The organism is Arthrobacter cryoconiti (genome assembly GCF_020905375.1).
GTDB lineage: Bacteria > Actinomycetota > Actinomycetes > Actinomycetales > Micrococcaceae > Specibacter > Specibacter cryoconiti.
In genome coordinates, this window is record NZ_JAJJBU010000017.1 from 69,688 (window position 1) to 89,007 (window position 19,320).

General features: G+C 59.0%; 14 protein-coding genes and 1 riboswitch. Of the genes, 2 read left to right on the plus strand and 12 right to left on the minus strand.

The genetic code is table 11. From position 1 onward, the window contains the following. Positions 1 to 24 precede the first annotated feature (24 nt). The 4 genes from rpmA to LOH53_RS09300 all read right to left on the minus strand — a co-directional run bounded on the left by rpmA (position 25) and on the right by LOH53_RS09300 (position 6,574). Positions 25 to 282: a 50S ribosomal protein L27 gene (gene rpmA, locus LOH53_RS09285; RefSeq protein WP_113718066.1), complete on the minus strand. Its 258-nt coding sequence runs from the start codon at positions 280 to 282 to the stop codon at positions 25 to 27. Positions 283 to 347: 65 nt separating this feature from the next. Continuing rightward, the gene (gene rplU, locus LOH53_RS09290; protein ID WP_230067527.1) at positions 348 to 656 is read right to left on the minus strand and encodes a 50S ribosomal protein L21; all 309 of its coding nucleotides are present in this window, start codon (positions 654 to 656) and stop codon (positions 348 to 350) included. 376 nt (positions 657 to 1,032) lie between these two features. Then, entirely contained in the window at positions 1,033 to 2,676 is a 1,644-nt protein-coding gene (thiD, locus tag LOH53_RS09295; protein WP_230067456.1) for a bifunctional hydroxymethylpyrimidine kinase/phosphomethylpyrimidine kinase, read from the minus strand. Further along, positions 2,665 to 2,763, minus strand: a riboswitch (TPP riboswitch). Its footprint overlaps the gene before it by 12 nt. 127 nt (positions 2,764 to 2,890) lie before the next feature. Then, positions 2,891 to 6,574, minus strand: coding sequence for an Rne/Rng family ribonuclease (locus LOH53_RS09300; RefSeq protein WP_230067457.1), 3,684 nt, complete (start codon positions 6,572 to 6,574; stop codon positions 2,891 to 2,893). Between the two features lie 389 nt (positions 6,575 to 6,963). On the opposite strand from LOH53_RS09300, the gene LOH53_RS09305 reads away from it, so the two are divergent. Continuing rightward, a complete protein-coding gene (locus tag LOH53_RS09305; RefSeq protein ID WP_230067458.1) occupies positions 6,964 to 7,593 on the plus strand; it encodes a vitamin K epoxide reductase family protein in 630 nt (209 codons plus the stop codon). A 141-nt stretch (positions 7,594 to 7,734) separates the two neighbouring features. Here LOH53_RS09305 and ndk read toward each other — a convergent pair whose 3' ends face one another. From ndk to LOH53_RS09340, 7 genes are all read right to left on the minus strand, one after another. Then, complete coding sequence (gene ndk / locus LOH53_RS09310; RefSeq protein ID WP_230067459.1) at positions 7,735 to 8,151, minus strand: nucleoside-diphosphate kinase; 417 nt, start codon at positions 8,149 to 8,151, stop codon at positions 7,735 to 7,737. Between the two features lie 111 nt (positions 8,152 to 8,262). Beyond that, positions 8,263 to 8,730 (minus strand): DUF4233 domain-containing protein, encoded by a 468-nt coding sequence (locus LOH53_RS09315; RefSeq protein WP_230067460.1) that lies wholly within the window; start codon positions 8,728 to 8,730, stop codon positions 8,263 to 8,265. 3 nt (positions 8,731 to 8,733) lie between these two features. After that, positions 8,734 to 10,116 (minus strand): bifunctional folylpolyglutamate synthase/dihydrofolate synthase, encoded by a 1,383-nt coding sequence (locus LOH53_RS09320; protein WP_230067461.1) that lies wholly within the window; start codon positions 10,114 to 10,116, stop codon positions 8,734 to 8,736. Further along, the gene (gene ileS / locus LOH53_RS09325; protein ID WP_230067462.1) at positions 10,116 to 13,388 is read right to left on the minus strand and encodes an isoleucine--tRNA ligase; all 3,273 of its coding nucleotides are present in this window, start codon (positions 13,386 to 13,388) and stop codon (positions 10,116 to 10,118) included. The genes LOH53_RS09320 and ileS overlap by 1 nt, the downstream gene beginning before the upstream one ends. A 348-nt stretch (positions 13,389 to 13,736) precedes the next feature. Further along, positions 13,737 to 14,501, minus strand: a complete 765-nt coding sequence (locus LOH53_RS09330; RefSeq protein ID WP_230067463.1) for an SDR family oxidoreductase — start codon at positions 14,499 to 14,501, stop codon at positions 13,737 to 13,739. Positions 14,502 to 14,552: 51 nt separating this feature from the next. Beyond that, positions 14,553 to 14,909: a DUF488 domain-containing protein gene (locus LOH53_RS09335; RefSeq protein WP_230067464.1), complete on the minus strand. Its 357-nt coding sequence runs from the start codon at positions 14,907 to 14,909 to the stop codon at positions 14,553 to 14,555. Positions 14,910 to 15,036: 127 nt separating this feature from the next. Then, on the minus strand, positions 15,037 to 15,525 hold the full coding sequence (locus LOH53_RS09340; protein ID WP_230067465.1) for a MepB family protein: 489 nt from the start codon (positions 15,523 to 15,525) through the stop codon (positions 15,037 to 15,039). 107 nt (positions 15,526 to 15,632) lie between these two features. Here LOH53_RS09340 and valS point away from each other — a divergent pair, with 107 nt between their 5' ends. Continuing rightward, positions 15,633 to 18,311, plus strand: coding sequence for a valine--tRNA ligase (valS, locus tag LOH53_RS09345; RefSeq protein ID WP_230067466.1), 2,679 nt, complete (start codon positions 15,633 to 15,635; stop codon positions 18,309 to 18,311). A 114-nt stretch (positions 18,312 to 18,425) separates the two neighbouring features. Here valS and LOH53_RS09350 read toward each other — a convergent pair whose 3' ends face one another. Next, positions 18,426 to 19,310, minus strand: a complete 885-nt coding sequence (locus LOH53_RS09350; RefSeq protein WP_230067467.1) for an SGNH/GDSL hydrolase family protein — start codon at positions 19,308 to 19,310, stop codon at positions 18,426 to 18,428. Between the last annotated feature and the right edge of the window lie 10 nt (positions 19,311 to 19,320).

Below are 19,320 nucleotides of genomic sequence, written 5' to 3' on the forward strand. Positions count from 1 at the left end.
CACTCCACGAGAAAAGCTTTGGTATTAGACCGCAGCGGCGACGATGTTCACGACGCGGCGTCCGCGACGCTGACCGAATTCCACGGCTCCAGCGTCAAGAGCGAACAAGGTATCATCCTTGCCGATCCCTACGCCTGCGCCGGGGTGGAAGTGCGTGCCACGCTGGCGAACGATGATCTCGCCGGCCTTGACAACTTGACCACCGAAGCGCTTGACGCCCAAGTACTGAGCGTTTGAATCACGACCGTTGCGAGTGGAACTCGCACCCTTTTTATGTGCCATTTGAAATGCCTACCCTTTTGACTAAAAGACTGTTTACAGAAGATCTACGTGCGAAAGACGCGTAATTACGCGATCGAGGTGATCTTGACTTTGGACAGTTCCTGGCGGTGGCCCTGACGCTTCTTGTAACCGGTCTTGTTCTTGAACTTCTGGATGACGATCTTCGGCCCGCGAAGATCCTCCAATTTTTCAGCCGTAACCTTCACATTAGCCAGGTCCTTCGCGGCAGTGGTGAGTTTCTCACCATCAACCAAGAGCAAAGCGGGCAGCTCTAGCGTGCTGCCAACTCCACCGGGGACGCGGTTCATGGTCACGTGGTCTCCAACGGAAACCTTTTCTTGACGGCCGCCTGCGCGGACAATCGCGTACACCACTGGGGAACTCACTTCTCTCGACGTTTATAACAAAGTATTTATGTGCCTCAACGCCGTGGACCTCTATGGAGTTCTGACCATGGAGTGGTTGCCCTAAGTGTTGGCGTAAGCACCGAAGATCAAGAATACGCTAACTCTTGCTCCAGTCGCAAATGAGACTGGTTCCATTCCACAAAATTCCAACGCGGGAGCACCTTAGTTTTCCCGCACTGGCCTGTTCAACGGAACCGTGCGCTATTACTTTAGCGCCTTGCGGGCCCCCCACTGTGTTTTTCTCCAATGACGCGCCGGGCAACGTTCATTTTTACTCCGTGGCGTTAATCACTGTCTGCCTCGCGAGCTGCGCGAACTTTTTGGCACAGAGCCCGGAACATGTTCATGAGTGCAGCCGTGGGGCATCGAAGAAGTCCAGCTCGCATTGAGCAGAGTAGGCAAAAGCTGACGCCATCCGCTGCCTGTCTGCGGCGTTGGTTCGCCTCGCTGCCACGTCCAGGATTTCGACGGCGGTACGGGCGGAGGTGGCGAAGGCTTCATCCGCGTAGCTGTCCAACCATCGCCCGTAAGGATGCCCGCCGTCGATCCCGGGACGTTCCGGCGCTAGAACCCTTGCCACGTCAGCGTAAAGCCAGTAGCAGGGAAGTACGGCAGCCACCACCTCGCCATAGCTACCAGCAAAAGCAGCAGCCAGCAGATGGTCCACATAGTGCTTGGTCACCGGTCCCATCTCCGCCCGGATGGCGTCCGCTTGATCCACCGGGTGGACGCTGAGCCAGTCTCGGTGCAACGAGAGTTCCACCTCCAAGGCATTGTGTGCCCCTTCCATCCAGAATCGTTGTTCGTTTTCTGTTGGGGCAAGCTCTCCCGCGCGTGCCAGAACGCGTGAATAGGCGTTGAGGTATTTAGCGTCTTGGGCCAGGTAGTAGGCGAAGTGAGCTTCCGTCAGGCTTCCGTGCACCAGCTCAGTGATGAACGGCAGCTCGAAGATCGCGGCTCGAACAGGTGCGCAATCATCCCAGAGTTTCTGCGTGAATGCCCCTGGTAACGGTGACGCCGTGGACCAAAGCGAGTAAAAGTGATTGACTGGTCCGCGTCCCTTCCCCACCTGCAAGTCATCTGAGTGTTCCAAGGCCTGCGTCAGCCACTCCTTTACCTGGCGGAGGGACAAGGCCCAATCCAAGGAACGAACCTGCACAGTGGCCAGCGCCGAAGACAGGGAACAGCCAGTACCGTGAGTGTTGCCCGTGAGGATCTTCATACCCGCCAACTCTGTGACGGCCCCATGCGGTCCCACCAGAGCGTCAGGGCATTCGTCCCCAGTCAGGTGGCCCCCCTTGACGAGAACCTGGATTCCCCGCCGAGCAGCCAACCGTTTGCCCTGCAGCAAGGCACTCTCCCACGACTGCGCCTCCGGCTCCCCCACCAACACCCCCAGTTCAGGCAAGTTCGGCGTGACCAAATGCGCATGGTCCAGTAATTCCAAAAGTGCCAGCCGCGCATCTTGCTCAACTAGAGAATCACCGCTGCTGGCCACCATGACAGGATCCAGGACCACCACGGCCGGGCGGACCCGCCCTAACCACTCACCCACAACACGGATGACATCGGCAGTGGGCAACATGCCAATTTTGACTGCATCGATCTCAATGTCCGCCGACAACGAGTCCAACTGGGCACTGAGAAAGGCGGCATCCGGGACATGGACGCTCTGCACACCCTGCGTGTTTTGCACTGTCAACGCCGTGATCGCTGTCATTGCGTAGCCGCCCATGGCGGAAATCGACTTGATGTCGGCTTGGATACCCGCGCCTCCGGAGGGATCGGAGCCGGCGATGCTAAGTACCCGAGGCGGTGCTGAGGGAACGGAACTCGATGAGGGAACGGAGCGCGATGAGGGAACGTTGCTCGGGGTAGGCGTAGAGCTCGGCGCGGGGGCAGGCGTAAGCGTCGAAGCGGGGGTAGGCGTAGAGCTCGGCGCGGGGGCAGGCGTGGTCGTGGGTGAAATCATACTGCTGCCGTTCATGGACATCCCTTCGCCGGTGTTAGCCGGACAGGTTCAACGGGTGTTCTCTCAGCCGGACCCATTGTCCTAGCACCCCGTGTCGATACCCACCCTAGCGGCGCACTGCGGGCATATAGCAAACTGGCCCGCAATAGATGCTCTAATTCGGGCGAAAATCGCCGAATTAGAGCATCTATTGCGGGCCAGTTATGGGGAGGGCCAGTCGCCGGAGAGGTTACAGCTCCGAAGCTGGCACTCCCACACCGAGCATGATGATGGGCTCAGCGGCTTTCTTGGCCGGTTCCATCTTGACGGACGCTGAACTCACAGCATGGGTTACAACCGCTGAAGAGCTGGCACCGGCCGATGATGATTGTCCGGAACCATCCGAAGTCTCCACACGGGTGTCCGCCCCGCCTTGGGCGCTACGGGCACTTCGATTACGGCGGTTTCGGCGTGGACGCGAGCGTCCGGAAGCGGTTCCGTCATGGGAGTCGCGTTCGACGTCGTGCGAGACTGCTAACTGATCCAGCGCTTGGGCCAATCCGGCCAACCGCTCTGCCTGATCCGTGTTCCTCGCTGGTGCATCCTCGTGGTGACCGCGCGGCAACTCAACCGCTTCTCCGCCTAGCGTGAGAACCCCGGCCTCGAGCAGCTGGGTAGGTGCCGTCTGCGCCTCTGCTGGGCTAACCGGAGCTCCGCCTGCAACCGGCGCTTCCGAGCCGTGATGTGCAGCAGCAGCCGCGGCAGCAATACTGGCAAGCGCCGCACGGGCCGCACTGGCTTTCGCCGCACGCTGCGCCTGCGTGGCTTCATCAACTACGACGGCGGCTGGCTCGCTTTGATCGTTGGCTTCGTCGAATTCACCGTCTTGTTGCTGAGGTCGGTTGTTGCGGTTGCGCTTACGTTCGCTGCGGGTTGAACGGTTGGCGGTACGTTCTCCATCGCGGTGCTCCGTTTTGACGGGAGTGTGGCTCTGGTGGGAATCAGTGGCCACCGTGTGAACACGGCGGTGCTCCACGGGGATTTCATGCGTGACCATACCCCGTCCTGCACAGGCCTCGCATTGCTCACCAAAGACTTCCAGCAGGCCAGTGCCCATACGCTTACGGGTCATTTGAATCAGGCCCAGCGATGTCACTTCCGCCACTTGGTGCTTGGTCCTGTCACGGCCCAAGCATTCAACCAAACGGCGAAGCACCAGATCTCGGTTGGACTCCAAAACCATATCGATAAAGTCAATGACGATGATGCCGCCAATGTCGCGCAGGCGCAGCTGGCGCACCACTTCCTCAGCTGCCTCCAAGTTGTTTTTGGTGACAGTTTCTTCCAAGTTGCCACCGGAGCCGGTGAACTTGCCGGTGTTGACGTCAACTACTGTCATGGCCTCAGTGCGGTCAATGACCAGGGAGCCACCCGACGGCAAGAACACCTTGCGTTCAAGTGCCTTGGAAATTTGCTCGTCTATGCGGTACGCACCAAAGATATCTTCGGGCTTCGTCCACTTTTCCAAGCGATCCAATAGATCCGGGGCCACGTAAGTCACATAAGCCTCGATGGTGTCCCAAGCTTCTTCACCCGAAACAATCAGCTTGTTGAAGTCCTCATTGAAGACGTCACGGACCACCTTGATGGTCAGGTCAGGTTCGCCGTAGAGCATTTGCGGTGCTTGTGACTTTTGTGAAGTGGCACTGGTGCTGATGCCCTCCCACTGAGCCCGTAGACGATTGATATCGTTCGTCAGCTCTTCTTCGCTGGCACCTTCGGCGGCGGTACGCACAATGACACCCGCATTTTCGGGCAGGTGATCTTTGAGCACACGCTTGAGACGATTGCGCTCAACGTCAGGGAGCTTGCGTGAAATACCAGTCATGGAGCCACCCGGTACGTAGACCAAGTAGCGTCCCGGCAAAGAAATCTGGCTCGTCAGGCGCGCTCCCTTGTGGCCCACAGGGTCTTTTGAGACCTGAACCAGAACGGAGTCTCCAGACTTCAACGCATTCTCAATGCGGCGCGGCTGGCCGTTGAGCTTGGCTCCATCCCAGTCCACCTCGCCGGCGTACAGGACCGCATTGCGTCCGCGACCGATGTCAACAAACGCCGCTTCCATGCTCGGCAGCACGTTCTGGACCTTGCCGAGGTAAACATTCCCAATGAGAGAGTCCTGCTGTGTCTTAGAGACAAAGTGCTCCGCCAAGATGCCGTCCTCCAGGACGCCAATCTGAATACGATCCTCGCTTTGGCGCACCACCATCACACGGTCCACCGACTCACGACGGGCTAAGAACTCAGCTTCAGTGATCACCGAACGGCGACGGCCCGAATCACGCGAGTCACGGCGACGCTGCTTCTTCGCCTCCAGACGTGTGGAGCCTCGCAAGCTGGTCACGCGGTTGGAAACGGTGGAGGAAGATTCGAGCGGAACACGAGGAGCACGGACCTTGGTCACCGTGTTGGGCGGATCTTCCTCCGTTCCACCTGTTAGTTCAAGATCGGCTTCGCCCCTACGGCGTCGGCGACGACGACGCGACGTCACACCGTCTGAATCGCCAGATTCGCCCTGGGCGTCGTCCTCAGCGTGTTCCGCAGCCGCTTCAACTGGCTTATTTCTGCGGTTACGCCCGCGACGAGAACCACGCCGGGCGTCGTCGTGCTCGCTGTGGCCATCTTCTTGATCTGAGTCATCGCTAGCGTTCTTCTCCTTGTCGCGGGAAGCCTGCGCAACAGCTGACGCAAGGTCAGGGGCAAGGAACAATGCAGAAACGCCCGCGCCGGGTGCAAGGAACAGCGCGGAAGCGTTCTCTTCAGCGATGCCGGCTCCATCCGCTGTTTCTACTGGGTCCGGAGCCTCTGATGCTGGCGCGACTTCAGCATTGACGTTCCCGTCGGCAACGTCGTCGCCAGAGCGTTGGCTCTGCGCGGAGGTTTCTGTGCGTGAACTTCCAACCGCAGACGTCCTCTTCGCTGTGGCCCGACGGCGGCTACGGGTCGGAGCGTCCGCAACGGCGTCAGCGACAACAGTCTCAGACGTTTCTGAGCCAGCAGTTGCCTCAGCAACACCGTTAACACCATTGCCAACGACGCCGGCCTCTACTGCGGGAATAGAGTTCGTGGGATTAAGTGCGGTTGTCGCCGGATTATCTGCAGGGCCGGCCTTCTTCGTTGCCCGTCGTCGCACTGGTGCCTTTTTTGCAGGCTCAACTGGACTATCTACATTGTTCTCGCCAAGGCTCAATTCCCCCTGGACGGCGGCCACCGCGGCAGTCGCCGAATTTTTGCGGCCAGACGACTGCGTGCGAGTCGAAGAAGCAAAGGTGCTATCTACTGAATCAGACCCTGTGTCCGGGCTCGAAAGGTTCGCCGTCTCAACAGCTACGGACTTCGGAGCCATCACGGGTGCTGTGGCCCGACGGCGCACAGGACGCTTCACCGGAGCTTTTTCTGCAACAGCGTCGGAGCTGGACGGATCGGCAGCTACCGCTTCCTTTTGAGGCACGTCAAAGGCTTCAAGCGACTGCGCAGCAGCAACAGTCTTCCCGGTCCGTGATCTTGTTCCGCTGGACTTGCGCGCTGTGGACGCCGAAGCTGCCGCGCCGTCGACGCCCGGCACCTGAGCTGAAGAATCGGCGCCCTCTGCGGTATCCGTGAGCCCGTCAAGCAGTGACGGCGCGGCCGGCTCCTGAATTTTCTTGGCACGGCTGCGCCTTGCAGGAGCTTTCTTTGCCGGCGCCTTTTCAACGGACGTCTCTTGTACCGGCGCATCAACGACGCCAGCTTTGGTAGCGGCCTCCTTTGCAGGACTGCTCACCTTCGCGGACGCGCGGCGGGCGCGAACAGCTTTTACGGGCGCTACAGAGTGACTCTCGACTGTCTCAGAAGCTGTGCTGTCTGAAGCTGTGCTTGCATGTTCTTTTTCCATGGCTCGTTGCCTTCGCGCTGTTGCAACACCCCCACATCAGGTGCAGCTAACAGCAGATGTGCCAGCACCCGCAGGCGCTGACGGAAGTCGTCTAATTACTCCCCCGGCGGCACCAACTTCTGGGTGCGCAAGCTCGAGTGAAGCCAATGGCCCGCCGGACCCGCAGCGCTCTGCGTGGAACGGCGCCGGTGGATGGCTGCCATGATGGAGCGTCGTCACCGGCCGACTCGAGGTCGTGCCACTGGACTGGAGGGCGCATGTGGATCGCCTACCAACCATCATCATTGTCTCATACGCGGTACCCAGAAAGCCTCGTTAGTGGCACGGCGCGCCAAGTTTGCCACGCTACAATCAGGACAACAATCCTCCGCCCCACCTGAAAGGCAGTCATGCCAAGCACCAGGGCTTCCGTGCCAGTTTCCTCCCACACCGTAGGGCCTGCCCTAGCGCGTGACAAGCCTTTCGGCTGGTTCCTACTCATCGTCGGAGTCGTTGGCTGGACCGCTTCTGCCCTGCTGGTTCTAGAACGGCTCACTCTGTATGTGAACCCAGATGCCAAAGTCAGCTGCGACGTCAATTCATGGATCTCCTGCGGCGACGTTATGAAGACCAGTCAGGCCGCGATCTTCGGCTTCCCCAACCCGTTCATCGGCATTGTGGCCTTTGCCGTTCTCATGACCACCGGAGTTGTCATGCTGGCAGGGGCGTCCATGGCGCGCTGGTATTGGTTGGCATTACAGCTGGGCATTACCGCTGGCTTCGTGATGATCTGCTGGTTCTTTTTCCAAGCGGTCTACGTGCTGGCTATCCTGTGCCCTTACTGCATGGTTGTTTGGGCAGTGATGATCCCGTTGTTCGTCTGGGTCACAGTGCGCAACATGGCCCATGGTGTCATCCCGGCATCCGCTAGCGTAGTCAAGTTTTTTGCGGACTGGGCCTGGGTGATCGTTGGCTTGGCCTACATTGGCGTTCTTGCGGCCATCTTCTTCAAGTTCATGTACCTCATCTTCAATTCCTGAGAGCCTGCCCAGGGATGAAGTAGTGCATTCGGGTTACCGCGCCCGTTTTCCATGCTCGACTTCCATGCTCGACGCCGAAGGGCACCTCCCGATTGGGAGGTGCCCTTCATTTGTGTCCAACTGATCGCCGCGCTAAACCGTTCAGGCGAACCAGATGCCGATTTCGCGTTCTGCGGACTCCACAGAATCCGAACCATGGACCAAGTTCTGCTGCACTTTCAGACCCCAGTCGCGGCCAAAGTCACCACGGACAGTGCCAGGGGCCGCCGTGGTGGGATCCGTGCTGCCGGCCAGCGAACGGAAACCGGCAATGACACTGTTCCCTTCGAAGATTGCGGCTACGACGGGACCGGAGAGCATAAACTCCACCAGTGGCTCATAAAATGGTTTCCCAACATGTTCCTCGTAGTGCTGTTCCAGCATTGCCCGAGTGGCGTTGATCTTCTTCAGTTCGACCAGCGTGTAGCCCTTGGCTTCAACGCGCGCCAGAATTGCTCCGGAGAGGTTGCGGCTCACGCCGTCGGGCTTGATCAGGATAAGAGTGCGCTCAAGGCTCACAGTGACTCCAAACAGTTAGTTAGTACAGGATGCAGATTTAGTTTACGTGCCACGGGCAGGCCCCCGCAGCCAATCTTGTCATGACAGATGAGGGGCACTTTTTTCTGTTGGCTACTCGGAGCGGGTCTGCACGTCAGTGCCCTCGGTGTTCTCGCCGTCGGCCGGGTGCTCCGCGTCCCATTGGCCCTGGAGGCGAGCACGTTCGAGGTTCTCCTGGTCGATCCGCCGACCAGCATGCAGCGCATACCACCACGCCACGGCGAAGAGGCCACCCACAATGAACATCAAAGGCTCCGCGAAACCGGCCGCGATCAGCAGCAGTTGCAATACCCAGCCGGCTGCCGGGCCCCACTTTTTGCCGATGACCGCGCAGGTGGCCACAAGCAGCACTGCCAGCACGGTGCCCGCCACGAGGTATATCGGATTTTTGCCGTTCAGACCAAACAGTGCAAGAGCTAGGAAGACCGCCACGAAAGCCTCAAGCACCAGCACCGTGGACGCAAACATCATCTTTGTCGATCGTTGCTTTTTGGGCATGCCCGGGCGCCATTCACGCTGAGCTTTTGTCAACTTCGCCATGCCTTAGGAACCTGCCTTCTCGCCGGGTCGGCCCAACAAGATGCGGGCTTCACCCACCACTGTGATGGAGCCGGTGATCAGCACGCCGCCAGCAAGGTCATTGTTAGCCTCAGCTCGCTCTACGGCCCATTCGATGGCGTCGTCGAGCTTCTCGGCAATGTGGACATCCTCCTCGTTCCACCCAAGATCTAAGGCCATTTCCGCTAGTTCAGCGGCCGGGATGGCGCGCGGAGAGCTGGATTGGGTCAGGCACAGTTCCCCGGCCTCTTCCCCATAAGCAGACTTGAGGGTTCGCAGGATTTCTTCGGCATCCTTTTCCACCAGAACGCACAGGACCACAACAAGCTTGCTGAAGGCGAAGGCCTCTTGCAGTGCAGCGGCACTGGCAGCAATTCCGGCAGGGTTGTGCGCGGCATCCACCACAATGGTCGGCGAGGTTCGCAGCACTTCCAGCCGTCCAGGAGAAGTGGCGTTCCTGAACCCTTCTTGGACTAGCTCCAAGTTCAATTCCGTTTCACCCCCACCCAGGAACGCTTCCAGCGCAGCTAGTGCGACGGCGGCGTTCTCGGCTTGATGTTCCCCGTGCAGCGGCAGCAGGATCTCCGGGTAGCGGCCGGCCAGCCCCTGGAGAACAAGCATTTGTCCCCCCACGGCTATGGCGCGTGATTCCACACCGAACTCCACGCCCTCAAATTTGAAGGTGGCATGCATTTCACGTGCCTTGTCCAGGATCACCTGTGCTGCATCAACCGGTTGGCTGGAGCTGACAAGGAATGCCCCTTCCTTGATGATTCCGGCTTTCTCCGCCGCGATCTCCCCGGTAGTATCACCCAACAGTTCCGTATGGTCCAAGGAAATGGGTGTGATGACAGCAACTTGTCCATCACCCACATTCGTGGCGTCGGTAATCCCACCAAGGCCGACCTCCACCACTGCCACGTCCACGGGCTCGTCGGCAAAAATCGCATATGCCAATATGGTCAAGCACTCAAAGTAAGTCAGGCGCTGTTCATGAGTGGCTTCAAGTTCGGCATCCACCATGAGTAGGTAGGGGTGAATTTCATCCCAGATCCGCACAAACGTTCCGTCATTGACGGGAGCACCGTCAATGCTGATGCGTTCTGTCACTCGGGAGAGATGCGGACTGGTGTAGCGCCCCGTCCGCAAACCGTGGGACATGAGCCCCGACTCGATCATGCGAGCCGTGGAAGTTTTCCCATTTGTTCCCGTGATGTGGATGATTGGGAACGCCTTGTTGGGTTCGCCCAAGATATCCATGGCACGGAACAGAGGAGCTAAGCGCGGCTCCATTTTGTTTTCAGGAGCTCGGCCCAACAGCTCAGCGTAAACACTTTCCACCGAGAATTCGTCCAGTTCATCGTTCATCAGGCTTGCGTCCGTTCCACAGTGATGATGGTTTCCTGCTCGCCCGGAATCAGTTCCAGGTCAACAGTGAGGGTTTCATTCTTGACCAGTTCCGCGTTGGCATGCAGAGCATCGACCACTTCCTGGGAGGCGCTGACGATGGTGCGGATCCTGTCGCTGACCTGTAGATCAGCTTCTTTACGGGCGGACTGAATGGCACGGATCATGTCTCTAGCTGTCCCTTCGGCTTCCAGTTCAGCAGTCAGAGCAGTATTGAGCACCACGAAACCACCACCGTCAAGCATGGACACTGCCGTACTCCCGCCGTCGTGCGAGTCAGCAACCACTGTCGCAAGCGCGTATTCGTTCGCTTCCAGTTCCAAGCCACCAGCCGTGACAACGCCATCGCTGATGGACCAGTCCCCTGACTTCGAGCCCTTGATGGCTTGCTGAACATTTTTCCCAAGCCTGGGTCCGGCGGCGCGGGCATTGACGACCAACTTGGAGGTGATCCCAAACTCCTCGGGTGAGGCATCCGCGGAATCTACAAAACGAACCGAGCGGATGTTGAGCTCATCGGCAACGATTGCCCCGCCGTCGTTCAACAAAGCAGCGTTGGGCGCGACCACCGTCAGCTCCTGCAGGGGAAGGCGCACACGCAAATTCGCAGCTTTGCGCAGGCTAGAAGCAGTGGAACAAATGTGCCGGATAGTGTCCATTTGTGCCACCAAGGACGGGTTCGGCGCGAAGAGCTCAGCAGTCGGCCAATCACTCAGGTGCACCGAGCGCCCGCCGGTCAGTCCTCGCCAAATCTCCTCAGTGACCAAGGGCAACAGCGGTGCCGCCACACGGCACACGGTTTCAAGAGCCGTGTACAGGGCGTCAAAAGCATCCGCGCTCTCATCAAAGAAGCGGTTACGGCTGCGGCGAACGTACCAGTTCGTCAGCATGTCCAGGTAGCTGCGCAGGGAATCACAGGCTCCGGAAACGTCATAGCCATCCAGTTTGGCAGCCATTTCCCGGACCAGATCCCCGGTATTAGCCAATAAGTACTGGTCCATGGAATCGGTGTAGCCGTCATAGCGCAGCTGAGCGTCGTAACCATTGCCGCCGTCGGCCGAGTTTGCGTACAGGGTAAAGAAACTGTAAACGTTCCACAGCGGCAGCAATACTTGGCGGACGCCGTCACGGATACCTTGTTCTGTCACGACTAGGTTGCCGCCGCGCAGGATCGGGCTGGACATGAGGAACCAGCGCATCGCGTCGGAGCCGTCACGGTCCAAAACTTCGGAGACATCAGGGTAATTGCGCAAAGACTTGGACATCTTCGCCCCGTCGGAGCCAAGCACGATCCCGTGGCTGATGACGTTCCTAAATGCGGGGCGGTCAAAGAGTGCTGTGGAGAGAATGTGCAGCATGTAGAACCAGCCACGTGTCTGCCCGATGTACTCCACAATGAAGTCTGCTGGGCTGTGAGTGTCGAACCACTCTTCGTTTTCAAACGGGTAGTGGACCTGGCCGTACGGCATCGACCCGGAATCGAACCAGACATCCAACACGTCCTCCACACGGCGCATAGTTGAATTGCCAGTGGGGTCATCAGGATTGGGGCGCGTGAGTTCATCGATGAAGGGCCGGTGTAGATCCACTTCGCCGTGGTTGTTCAGGGGCAGTCTCCCGAAGTCAGCTTGCATCTGTGCCAATGAGCCGTAGACATCGGTGCGCGGGTAATTTTCGTCGTCCGACTGCCACACCGGGATGGGGCTGCCCCAGTACCGGTTACGGCTGATGGACCAGTCGCGGGCGTTGGCCAACCATTTGCCGAATTGACCATCTTTGACGTTACCGGGGATCCAGTTGATGTCCTGGTTCAGTTCGGTCATGCGCTCTTTGAATTTCGTGACCTCCACGTACCACGAAGAGATGGCCCGGTAGATCAGGGGCGTGCGGCAGCGCCAGCAGTGCGGGTAGCTGTGTACGTAGCTGGCTTGGCGGACCAAGCGGCCGGCGTCACGGACTACACGGGTGATGGTCTTGTTGGCGTCAAATACTTGCACCCCGGCGATCCCACTCAGTGGGCCGTCCTCAAATAGTGGCAGGAACTTTGCGCCTTCGTCGATGGAGAGGACCACCGGAATGCCGTACTGCTCGCAGACCTTTTGATCCTCCTCGCCGTACGCAGGAGCTTGGTGGACGATTCCTGTTCCGTCCGTGGTGGTGACGTAGTCTGCAACCAGGAACTGCCAAGACTTCGCCGTGCCGTACTTTTCATCGTCAGCAAAGTAGTCCCACAAAGGCTCATATTTCAAGCCTTCCAACTCGGAACCGACATACGTCGCCGTGATGGCAGATGTTGCGCCAGCCGCGTCTTCGTAGCCCAGATCTTTGGCGTACGCGCCTACTAAGTCAGCAGCAAGCAGGAAGTTCTCGCCCGTGGCACTGGACCCTGCGGGCCCCACCGGAACCACGGCATAACTGACCGTGGGTCCCACGGCCAGGGCCTGATTGGTGGGAAGAGTCCAAGGTGTGGTGGTCCAGGCAATCGCATTGACTCCGGCAAGCCGCACGGAGATTTCCGATTCCCCAGCCAAGATCGGGAAGGTAACAGTGACCGTGGAATCCTGACGGTCTTTGTAGACGTCCTCATCCATGCGAAGTTCGTGGTTGGAGAGCGGGGTCTCGTCCTTCCAGCAATACGGCAGCACACGGTAGCCGTTGTAGGTAAGGCCCTTTTCGTGGAGTTGTTTGAACGCCCAGAGTACCGATTCCATATATTCGACGTTGAGTGTTTTGTAGTCATTGTCAAAGTCCACCCAGCGGGCCTGACGGGTGACGTATTCCTGCCACTCACCGGCGTACTTCATGACAGAGGATCGGCAGGCGTCGTTGAACTTGTCGATGCCCATGGCCTCGATCTGCTTCTTATCCGTCATGCCCAACTGCTTCATGGCTTCAAGCTCAGCGGGCAGCCCGTGGGTGTCCCAACCGAAACGGCGCTCGACGCGATGGCCGCGCTGGGTCTGATAGCGCGCCACCAAATCCTTGGCATAGCCCGTGAGCAGGTGCCCGTAGTGGGGCAGACCGTTAGCGAAAGGGGGGCCGTCGTAGAAGACGAACTCGTTGGAGCCATCCACTCCAGCTTCACGGGCGTCAATGCTGGCCTGGAAGGTGCCGTCCTCTGACCAGTATTTGAGCACTCGCTCTTCAACCTGGGGGAAACGCACGGACGCGGGTACGTGGTTAGATTCGGCGTGCAGGCCTGCGGTGGCAGTTGCCTTGGGGAAGTGGGTCATCACATCATCCTGGTGGTTGGCGTTCTGTTCAGGATGCAAGGACGGCTTGCGCCGCGGTACCACCTCGCTTACCGCCTCCCGAGTTTTTAGGTCCAGGATGCGGCCGCTCATTAGCTGCTGTGACGGGCTTACCCGTCCGGTTCTACTGGCACCTTTTTGGGGGCGCTTTCTTCCGGAAGCTCACCGGTGATGGCCGGGTCGGTGCTTTGCTGCTAAGTCTACCGGAAAGTTGCTGAGAGCGAATACTTCCGGCTCACTCCGGCCTACTCCGGCCGACGGCGTGCCAAAGTGCCGAGGGCGTGTGAACTTTCGCGCCTCCCCGCCACTTTGGCACGCCGTCGAGGAACGCTACTGACGCAGTAGCTTGTGGTTGGCTGCCTGCGCCACAGGACGGATGACGATCTGGTCCAGATTGATGTGATGGGGAAGCCCGACAGCGTAACCAACTACGTCCGCCACCTCCGCTGCTGTCAGCGGCTTTTCAACGCCTTGGTAGACCTTCTGTGCGGCCTCGCGGTCACCACCGAGACGGTTGAGGGCAAACTCTTCGGTTGCAACCAAGCCTGGAGCCACTTCGATGACGCGCAGATTATTTTCCACTTCTTCTAGCCGCAGCGCGTTAGTGAGGGCGTGCTGGGCAAACTTCGCAGCGTTGTAGCCGGATCCGCCCTCATAGGCCACTAAGCCCGCGGTAGACGTCAGGTTCAAAACCGTGCCGCGGCGATGTTCACGCAGTGCCGGCAAAAATGCCCGAATCATCTTCAACGTTCCCATGACGTTGGTCTGCAACATCCATTCCCAGTCTTCATCGCGTGCGGTAGCAAGTTTGTCCACGCCGCGCGCACCTCCGGCCACGTTGATCAGAGTATCCAAGCCACCATGTGCGCTAACAAATTCGACCAACGCAGCGACGTCGGCCTCCCGCGTTACGTCAGCGGCGAAGGCCAGCGCACCTGTTTCCGCTGCCAGCTTCTCAAGACGTTCGGTGCGCCGGGCAACAGCCACGACACTCCATCCTTGTGTCCGAAGTTTACGGACGGTAGCTTCACCGATGCCTGAACTGGCTCCGGTGACGACGGCGTGCTGGAAAGTGGCGTGTGTGTTTTCAGTCATGACTCAAATGTAGCGCGTGGACGCTGGCACCCGTGCAGCAAGAAAGTACCGCTACGGCAGATCTGTCGGTACGTCGTTGAGGAAGTCCAGCAGGACAGCGGCTTGGTTCTGGTGGTGATCCTTGGCGCCATACACGAGAGCCACTTTCGCATGCTTTTTGAGGATCCCCCGGAGCTGGTCCACGGCAGAGTTATCGGCAAGCTCGGCCCGATAATCGCGGACAAACTTAGGAAAGTGTTCCTCTTCGTGGCCGAATGCATTGCGGACCTTGTTGCTGGGCCCCACTTCTTTGAGCCACAGGTCAATGGCTTCCTTTTTGATCCCCCGCGGCCAGAGCCGGTCCACCAGTACCCGGTACTCTCCCGCTTCTGGCTCGTCATATACACGCAGTATCCGCACAGTGCCCATATCAGCAGCATAGCCCGCGAAGCCGTCACTGAACCCTCCGCTTCAGCACACCATTTGGAAGCGAAGATGCACCACGAGCACTGCTGCGCACCATTCGCGTAAAACAGTGCGGGCCGAGAACGTGGGCTCAGCCTAAGTACAGCTCTCTGAGCTGTGCAACGTCAGCATCCAGTGGCAGGAAATACTCGCATTGCCATTTTTGCGTCCGCCGGGCTGTAACGCTGACGGTTTGTACATCCGGCGGGTACACCCGCATGGCCCGTTTACCTCCCTTGCCAGCCACTGAGACCACGTCGTGGCGAGCCAACGTATCAAAGGGAAACACGAACTGACCCAACCCATCGCCAATCCGACTCTGGATGACAAAGGAGGCAACGCCGTCGTCCATATCAAAGGGCCGGATGGGTCCTTGCGCCGAACGCTTCCATAACGTCACGAACTGACCCAGCTTTGTGGGCGTGGTCTTGGCCCTGCGGAAGAGCGTGAGCCGGCCGTTAAGGGCCAGCGTGTGGGCGCAATACTCGGAACCTTCAGGCTCAGCGTGTACCTCTGCCCAGCTCAGCCCGGCGGGTTCCCACACCGTTCTCGCCATAGCCTGCAGTGCATTTGGGGTCATGGTTAGCCGCTTCTAGTTGGCAGGATTCGTTGCCGAAACTCTACCAAGTCGTTGTTATTGAAAGTGCGGGTCCCTAGTTCGGGGCCAACTCGTGAAAGAATTGGCCCATGGCTGAAAACATTCCGGGCACAGACACGCCCGCATCCTCCCCAAGCAAAGTTCCCGACAAACCCGTTTTGGAGGGCCTTGAAGAGTCCTTGACCAAGCGTTGGCTTGAAGAAGGAACCTACAAATTTGACCGTGAGACCACTCGGGATCAGGTTTATTCGATCGATACTCCCCCGCCCACGGCCTCAGGATCACTGCATGTGGGGCACATGTTCTCCTACACTCAGACGGATGTGCTGGCCCGTTTTCAGCGCATGAACGGCAAGAACGTCTTTTATCCCATGGGCTGGGATGACAACGGTCTGCCCACCGAACGCCGCGTGCAGAACTATTACGGTGTCCGCTGCGACCCAAAGATTTCCTACGACGCCGGCTACCATCCTCCCGCTGCCCCCGCCAAGAACCAGCGTGATTTTGATGTCATCTCACGCAAGAATTTCATCCAGTTGTGTGAAGAGCTGGCGGTTGAGGACGAGAAAGTCTTTGAGAACCTGTTCCAAACACTGGGTCTCTCGGTTGACTGGGCCCTGAGCTACCGTACGATTGATGATCACTCGCGGGCAGTGTCGCAGCGCGGCTTCTTGGAAAACCTGACTGCCGGGGATGCGTACATGGCTGAGGCTCCCACCCTGTGGGATGTCACCTTCCGCACGGCCGTAGCGCAGGCGGAACTGGAAGACCGCGAAATGCCTGGCGCGTATTACCGGTTCCCGTTCTTCGCCGAAGACGGCACGAAGATTTTCATTGAAACGACGCGGCCGGAATTGCTGGCCGCATGCTCGGCATTGGTGGCCAACCCTGATGACGAACGATACAAGGCGTTGTTTGGGAAAAAGGTCACTTCTCCGTTGTTCGGAGTTCAGGTTGAGGTCCACCCCCACGCGCTGGCCAAAGCTGATAAGGGTTCCGGAATCGCCATGGTGTGTACTTTCGGTGATTTGACAGACGTCATCTGGTGGCGTGAACTCCAGCTGCCTACCCGCGCCATCATTGGCCGTGACGGTCGCATTCTCTCAGACACCCCCGAGTGGATCACCACCGAGGAAGGCCGCGAGAACTACGCCTCAATCGCCGGCAAGACTGTCTTTAGCGCTAAAGAAGCAGTCATGACCATGCTCACCGATACTGAACTGCTCGACGGTGAGCCAAAGAAGATCATGCACCCGGTGAACTTCTTTGAAAAGGGCGACAAGCCCTTGGAAATCGTCAGTTCCCGCCAGTGGTACATCCGCAATGGTGGCCGCGACGCTGACCGCCGCGAACACCTGATCAACCGCGGTAAGGAAATCGAATTCCACCCGGCGTACATGCGCTCCCGCTACGAGAACTGGATTTCCGGTCTCAACGGTGACTGGCTCGTTTCCCGCCAGCGCTTCTTCGGTGTGCCGGTTCCCGTTTGGTATCCGCTGGATGCTGACGCCAATCCGGACTACGACCACCCGATTATGCCCACCAGCGAGATGCTCCCGGTGGATCCGGCAGCGGATGCAGCCCCGGGCTACACCGAGGAACAGCGCAACGCTGCTGGCGGATTCGTGGGTGACGCCGATGTGCTGGATACGTGGGCGACCTCCTCGATGACACCGCAAATTGTTGGCGGCTGGGGCGTAGACGAAGAACTATTCAACAACGTCTACCCCTTCGACTTGCGTCCCCAAGGACACGACATCATCCGCACCTGGCTGTTCTCCTCAGCGGTGCGCGCCGACGCCCTCCAAGGCAGCGCACCCTGGAAGCATGCTGCGATCTCCGGCTGGATCCTTGACCCGGACCGTAAGAAGATGTCCAAGTCCAAGGGCAACGTGGTGGTCCCCACTGACGTGCTGAACGATTTTGGGACCGACGCCGTTCGCTACTGGGCTGCCTCAGCCAAGCTCGGCGCTGACACGGCTTACGAGATTGCGCAGATGAAGATTGGCCGCCGCTTGGCGATCAAGTTACTCAACGCTTCCAAGTTCGTGCTGAACTTGGGCGCCACCGAGGCGAATGTTCTCACGGAGGCCACTGAAGCGGCCACAAACCCCGCGGCAACTCTCCCCAACGCGGGTAACGCGCCCGCGTTGGGGCCCGCGACCAACCCCTTGGACCGAGCAGTGCTGGCCCAGCTAGCCGACGTCGTACGCCAGTCAACTGCGGCCTTTGAAAAGTACGATTATGCCAAGGCCCTGCAGACCACGGAGAGTTTCTTCTGGCACTTCACCGACGATTATGTGGAGCTGATCAAGGACCGCGCTTATGGTGCCGCCGGGGAGGCCGAAAAAGCTTCGGTGCTCGCGGCTCTAGCCACCACGCTGGATTCGTTGCTGCGCCTCTTCGCACCGTTTTTGCCGTTCGCCACCGAAGAAGTCTGGGGCTGGTGGCGGGAAGGTTCTGTGCACCGTGCGAAGTGGCCGACAGCCGTTGATGTTGAGGACGGCGACACGACCATGTTAGCTACCGTCGGTGACGCGCTCAGTGGTCTTCGAAAGGCCAAGTCTGAGGCGAAGGTCAAGCAGCGCACCCAGGTGCTTTCTGCGACCATCGTGGCCGAAGAGGCCAAGGCCGTGCAATTGAGTGCCGGGCTCGGGGACCTCAAAGCTGCCGCGAACGCACTTGAGGTCACGGTTGTCATGGGCCAGGGTGAGTTGGAAGTGATCGACGTCGTGCTGGCGCCGGCTGAAGAAGCCGCCCAAGTCTGACAACGGCCAAAGAAGAGGGGGCTGAACTTATCCTAGATAAGTTCAGCCCCTCTTTTTGGGCTAAGCGATTTGGCAGGACTAAGTGCGTTGGCGGGACTAGATGCATTGGCAGGACTAGGTGCGTTGGCGCATGAGCTTTTTCAGTCCCTTTTTCCGAGGTACCAGCACCGGCTCAGGCCAGCGCGGATTCAACGAGTCGCCGAGGGTCGTACCGCGCAGCTTCCGCGCAAACATGGGCAGCACCCAGTCGTTCATCCAGACGTAGTGATCAAGTGCCCGCGCCCGCCAGGCCACAGGACCACTCTGGGATATCGACTTCTTGCCCGTCCCATTTTTGACTCTAGTGGACTTCGCGTCGGTGGGCGTGCCCGCCCCGGACTTCGCGTCGGTGGGCGTGCCCGCCCCACGCTTGACGTCTGCGGTCCAGGGCACGTCGAGGATGTCTAACACCTGTCGAGCAAAGTATTTGTGTCCCGACTTGGACATGTGGAGCCTGTCTGCGCCCCACATATGAGGGCTCCGGTAGGCGTCAAAGGTGGCATAGTCCACCAGCACGGCGCCGTATTTCGCCGCAAGGAAACGGACGCCGTCATTGTACGCATGGTTTTTACGGCGCAAAGGTTCCAGAACAGCGCTGACCTCTACGTCGTAGCCCGTGCACAGTAGCAGCCGAGCGCCCGTGGCCGCCAGCGGTGCGACAAGGCTTTCATAATCGGCCAAGATCTGCGGAACCTTTGTACCAAAATCCATGATGTCGTTACCGCCAGCATAAAGTGTGATGAGCGTAGGTTCCATGGCTAACGCGGGACCCAACTGCTCAGCAATAATGTGCCGCAACCGTTTGCTACGAATCGCCAAATTTGCGTACTCCCAACCGGGCTCGGAGGCTGCCAAACGTTCCGCAACACGATCCGCCCAGCCCCGGACACCATTGGGCAGGTGTTTATTCGGGTCCCCCACACCCTCGGTGAACGAGTCACCCAGTGCCACATATCTCACAGAAGATTCA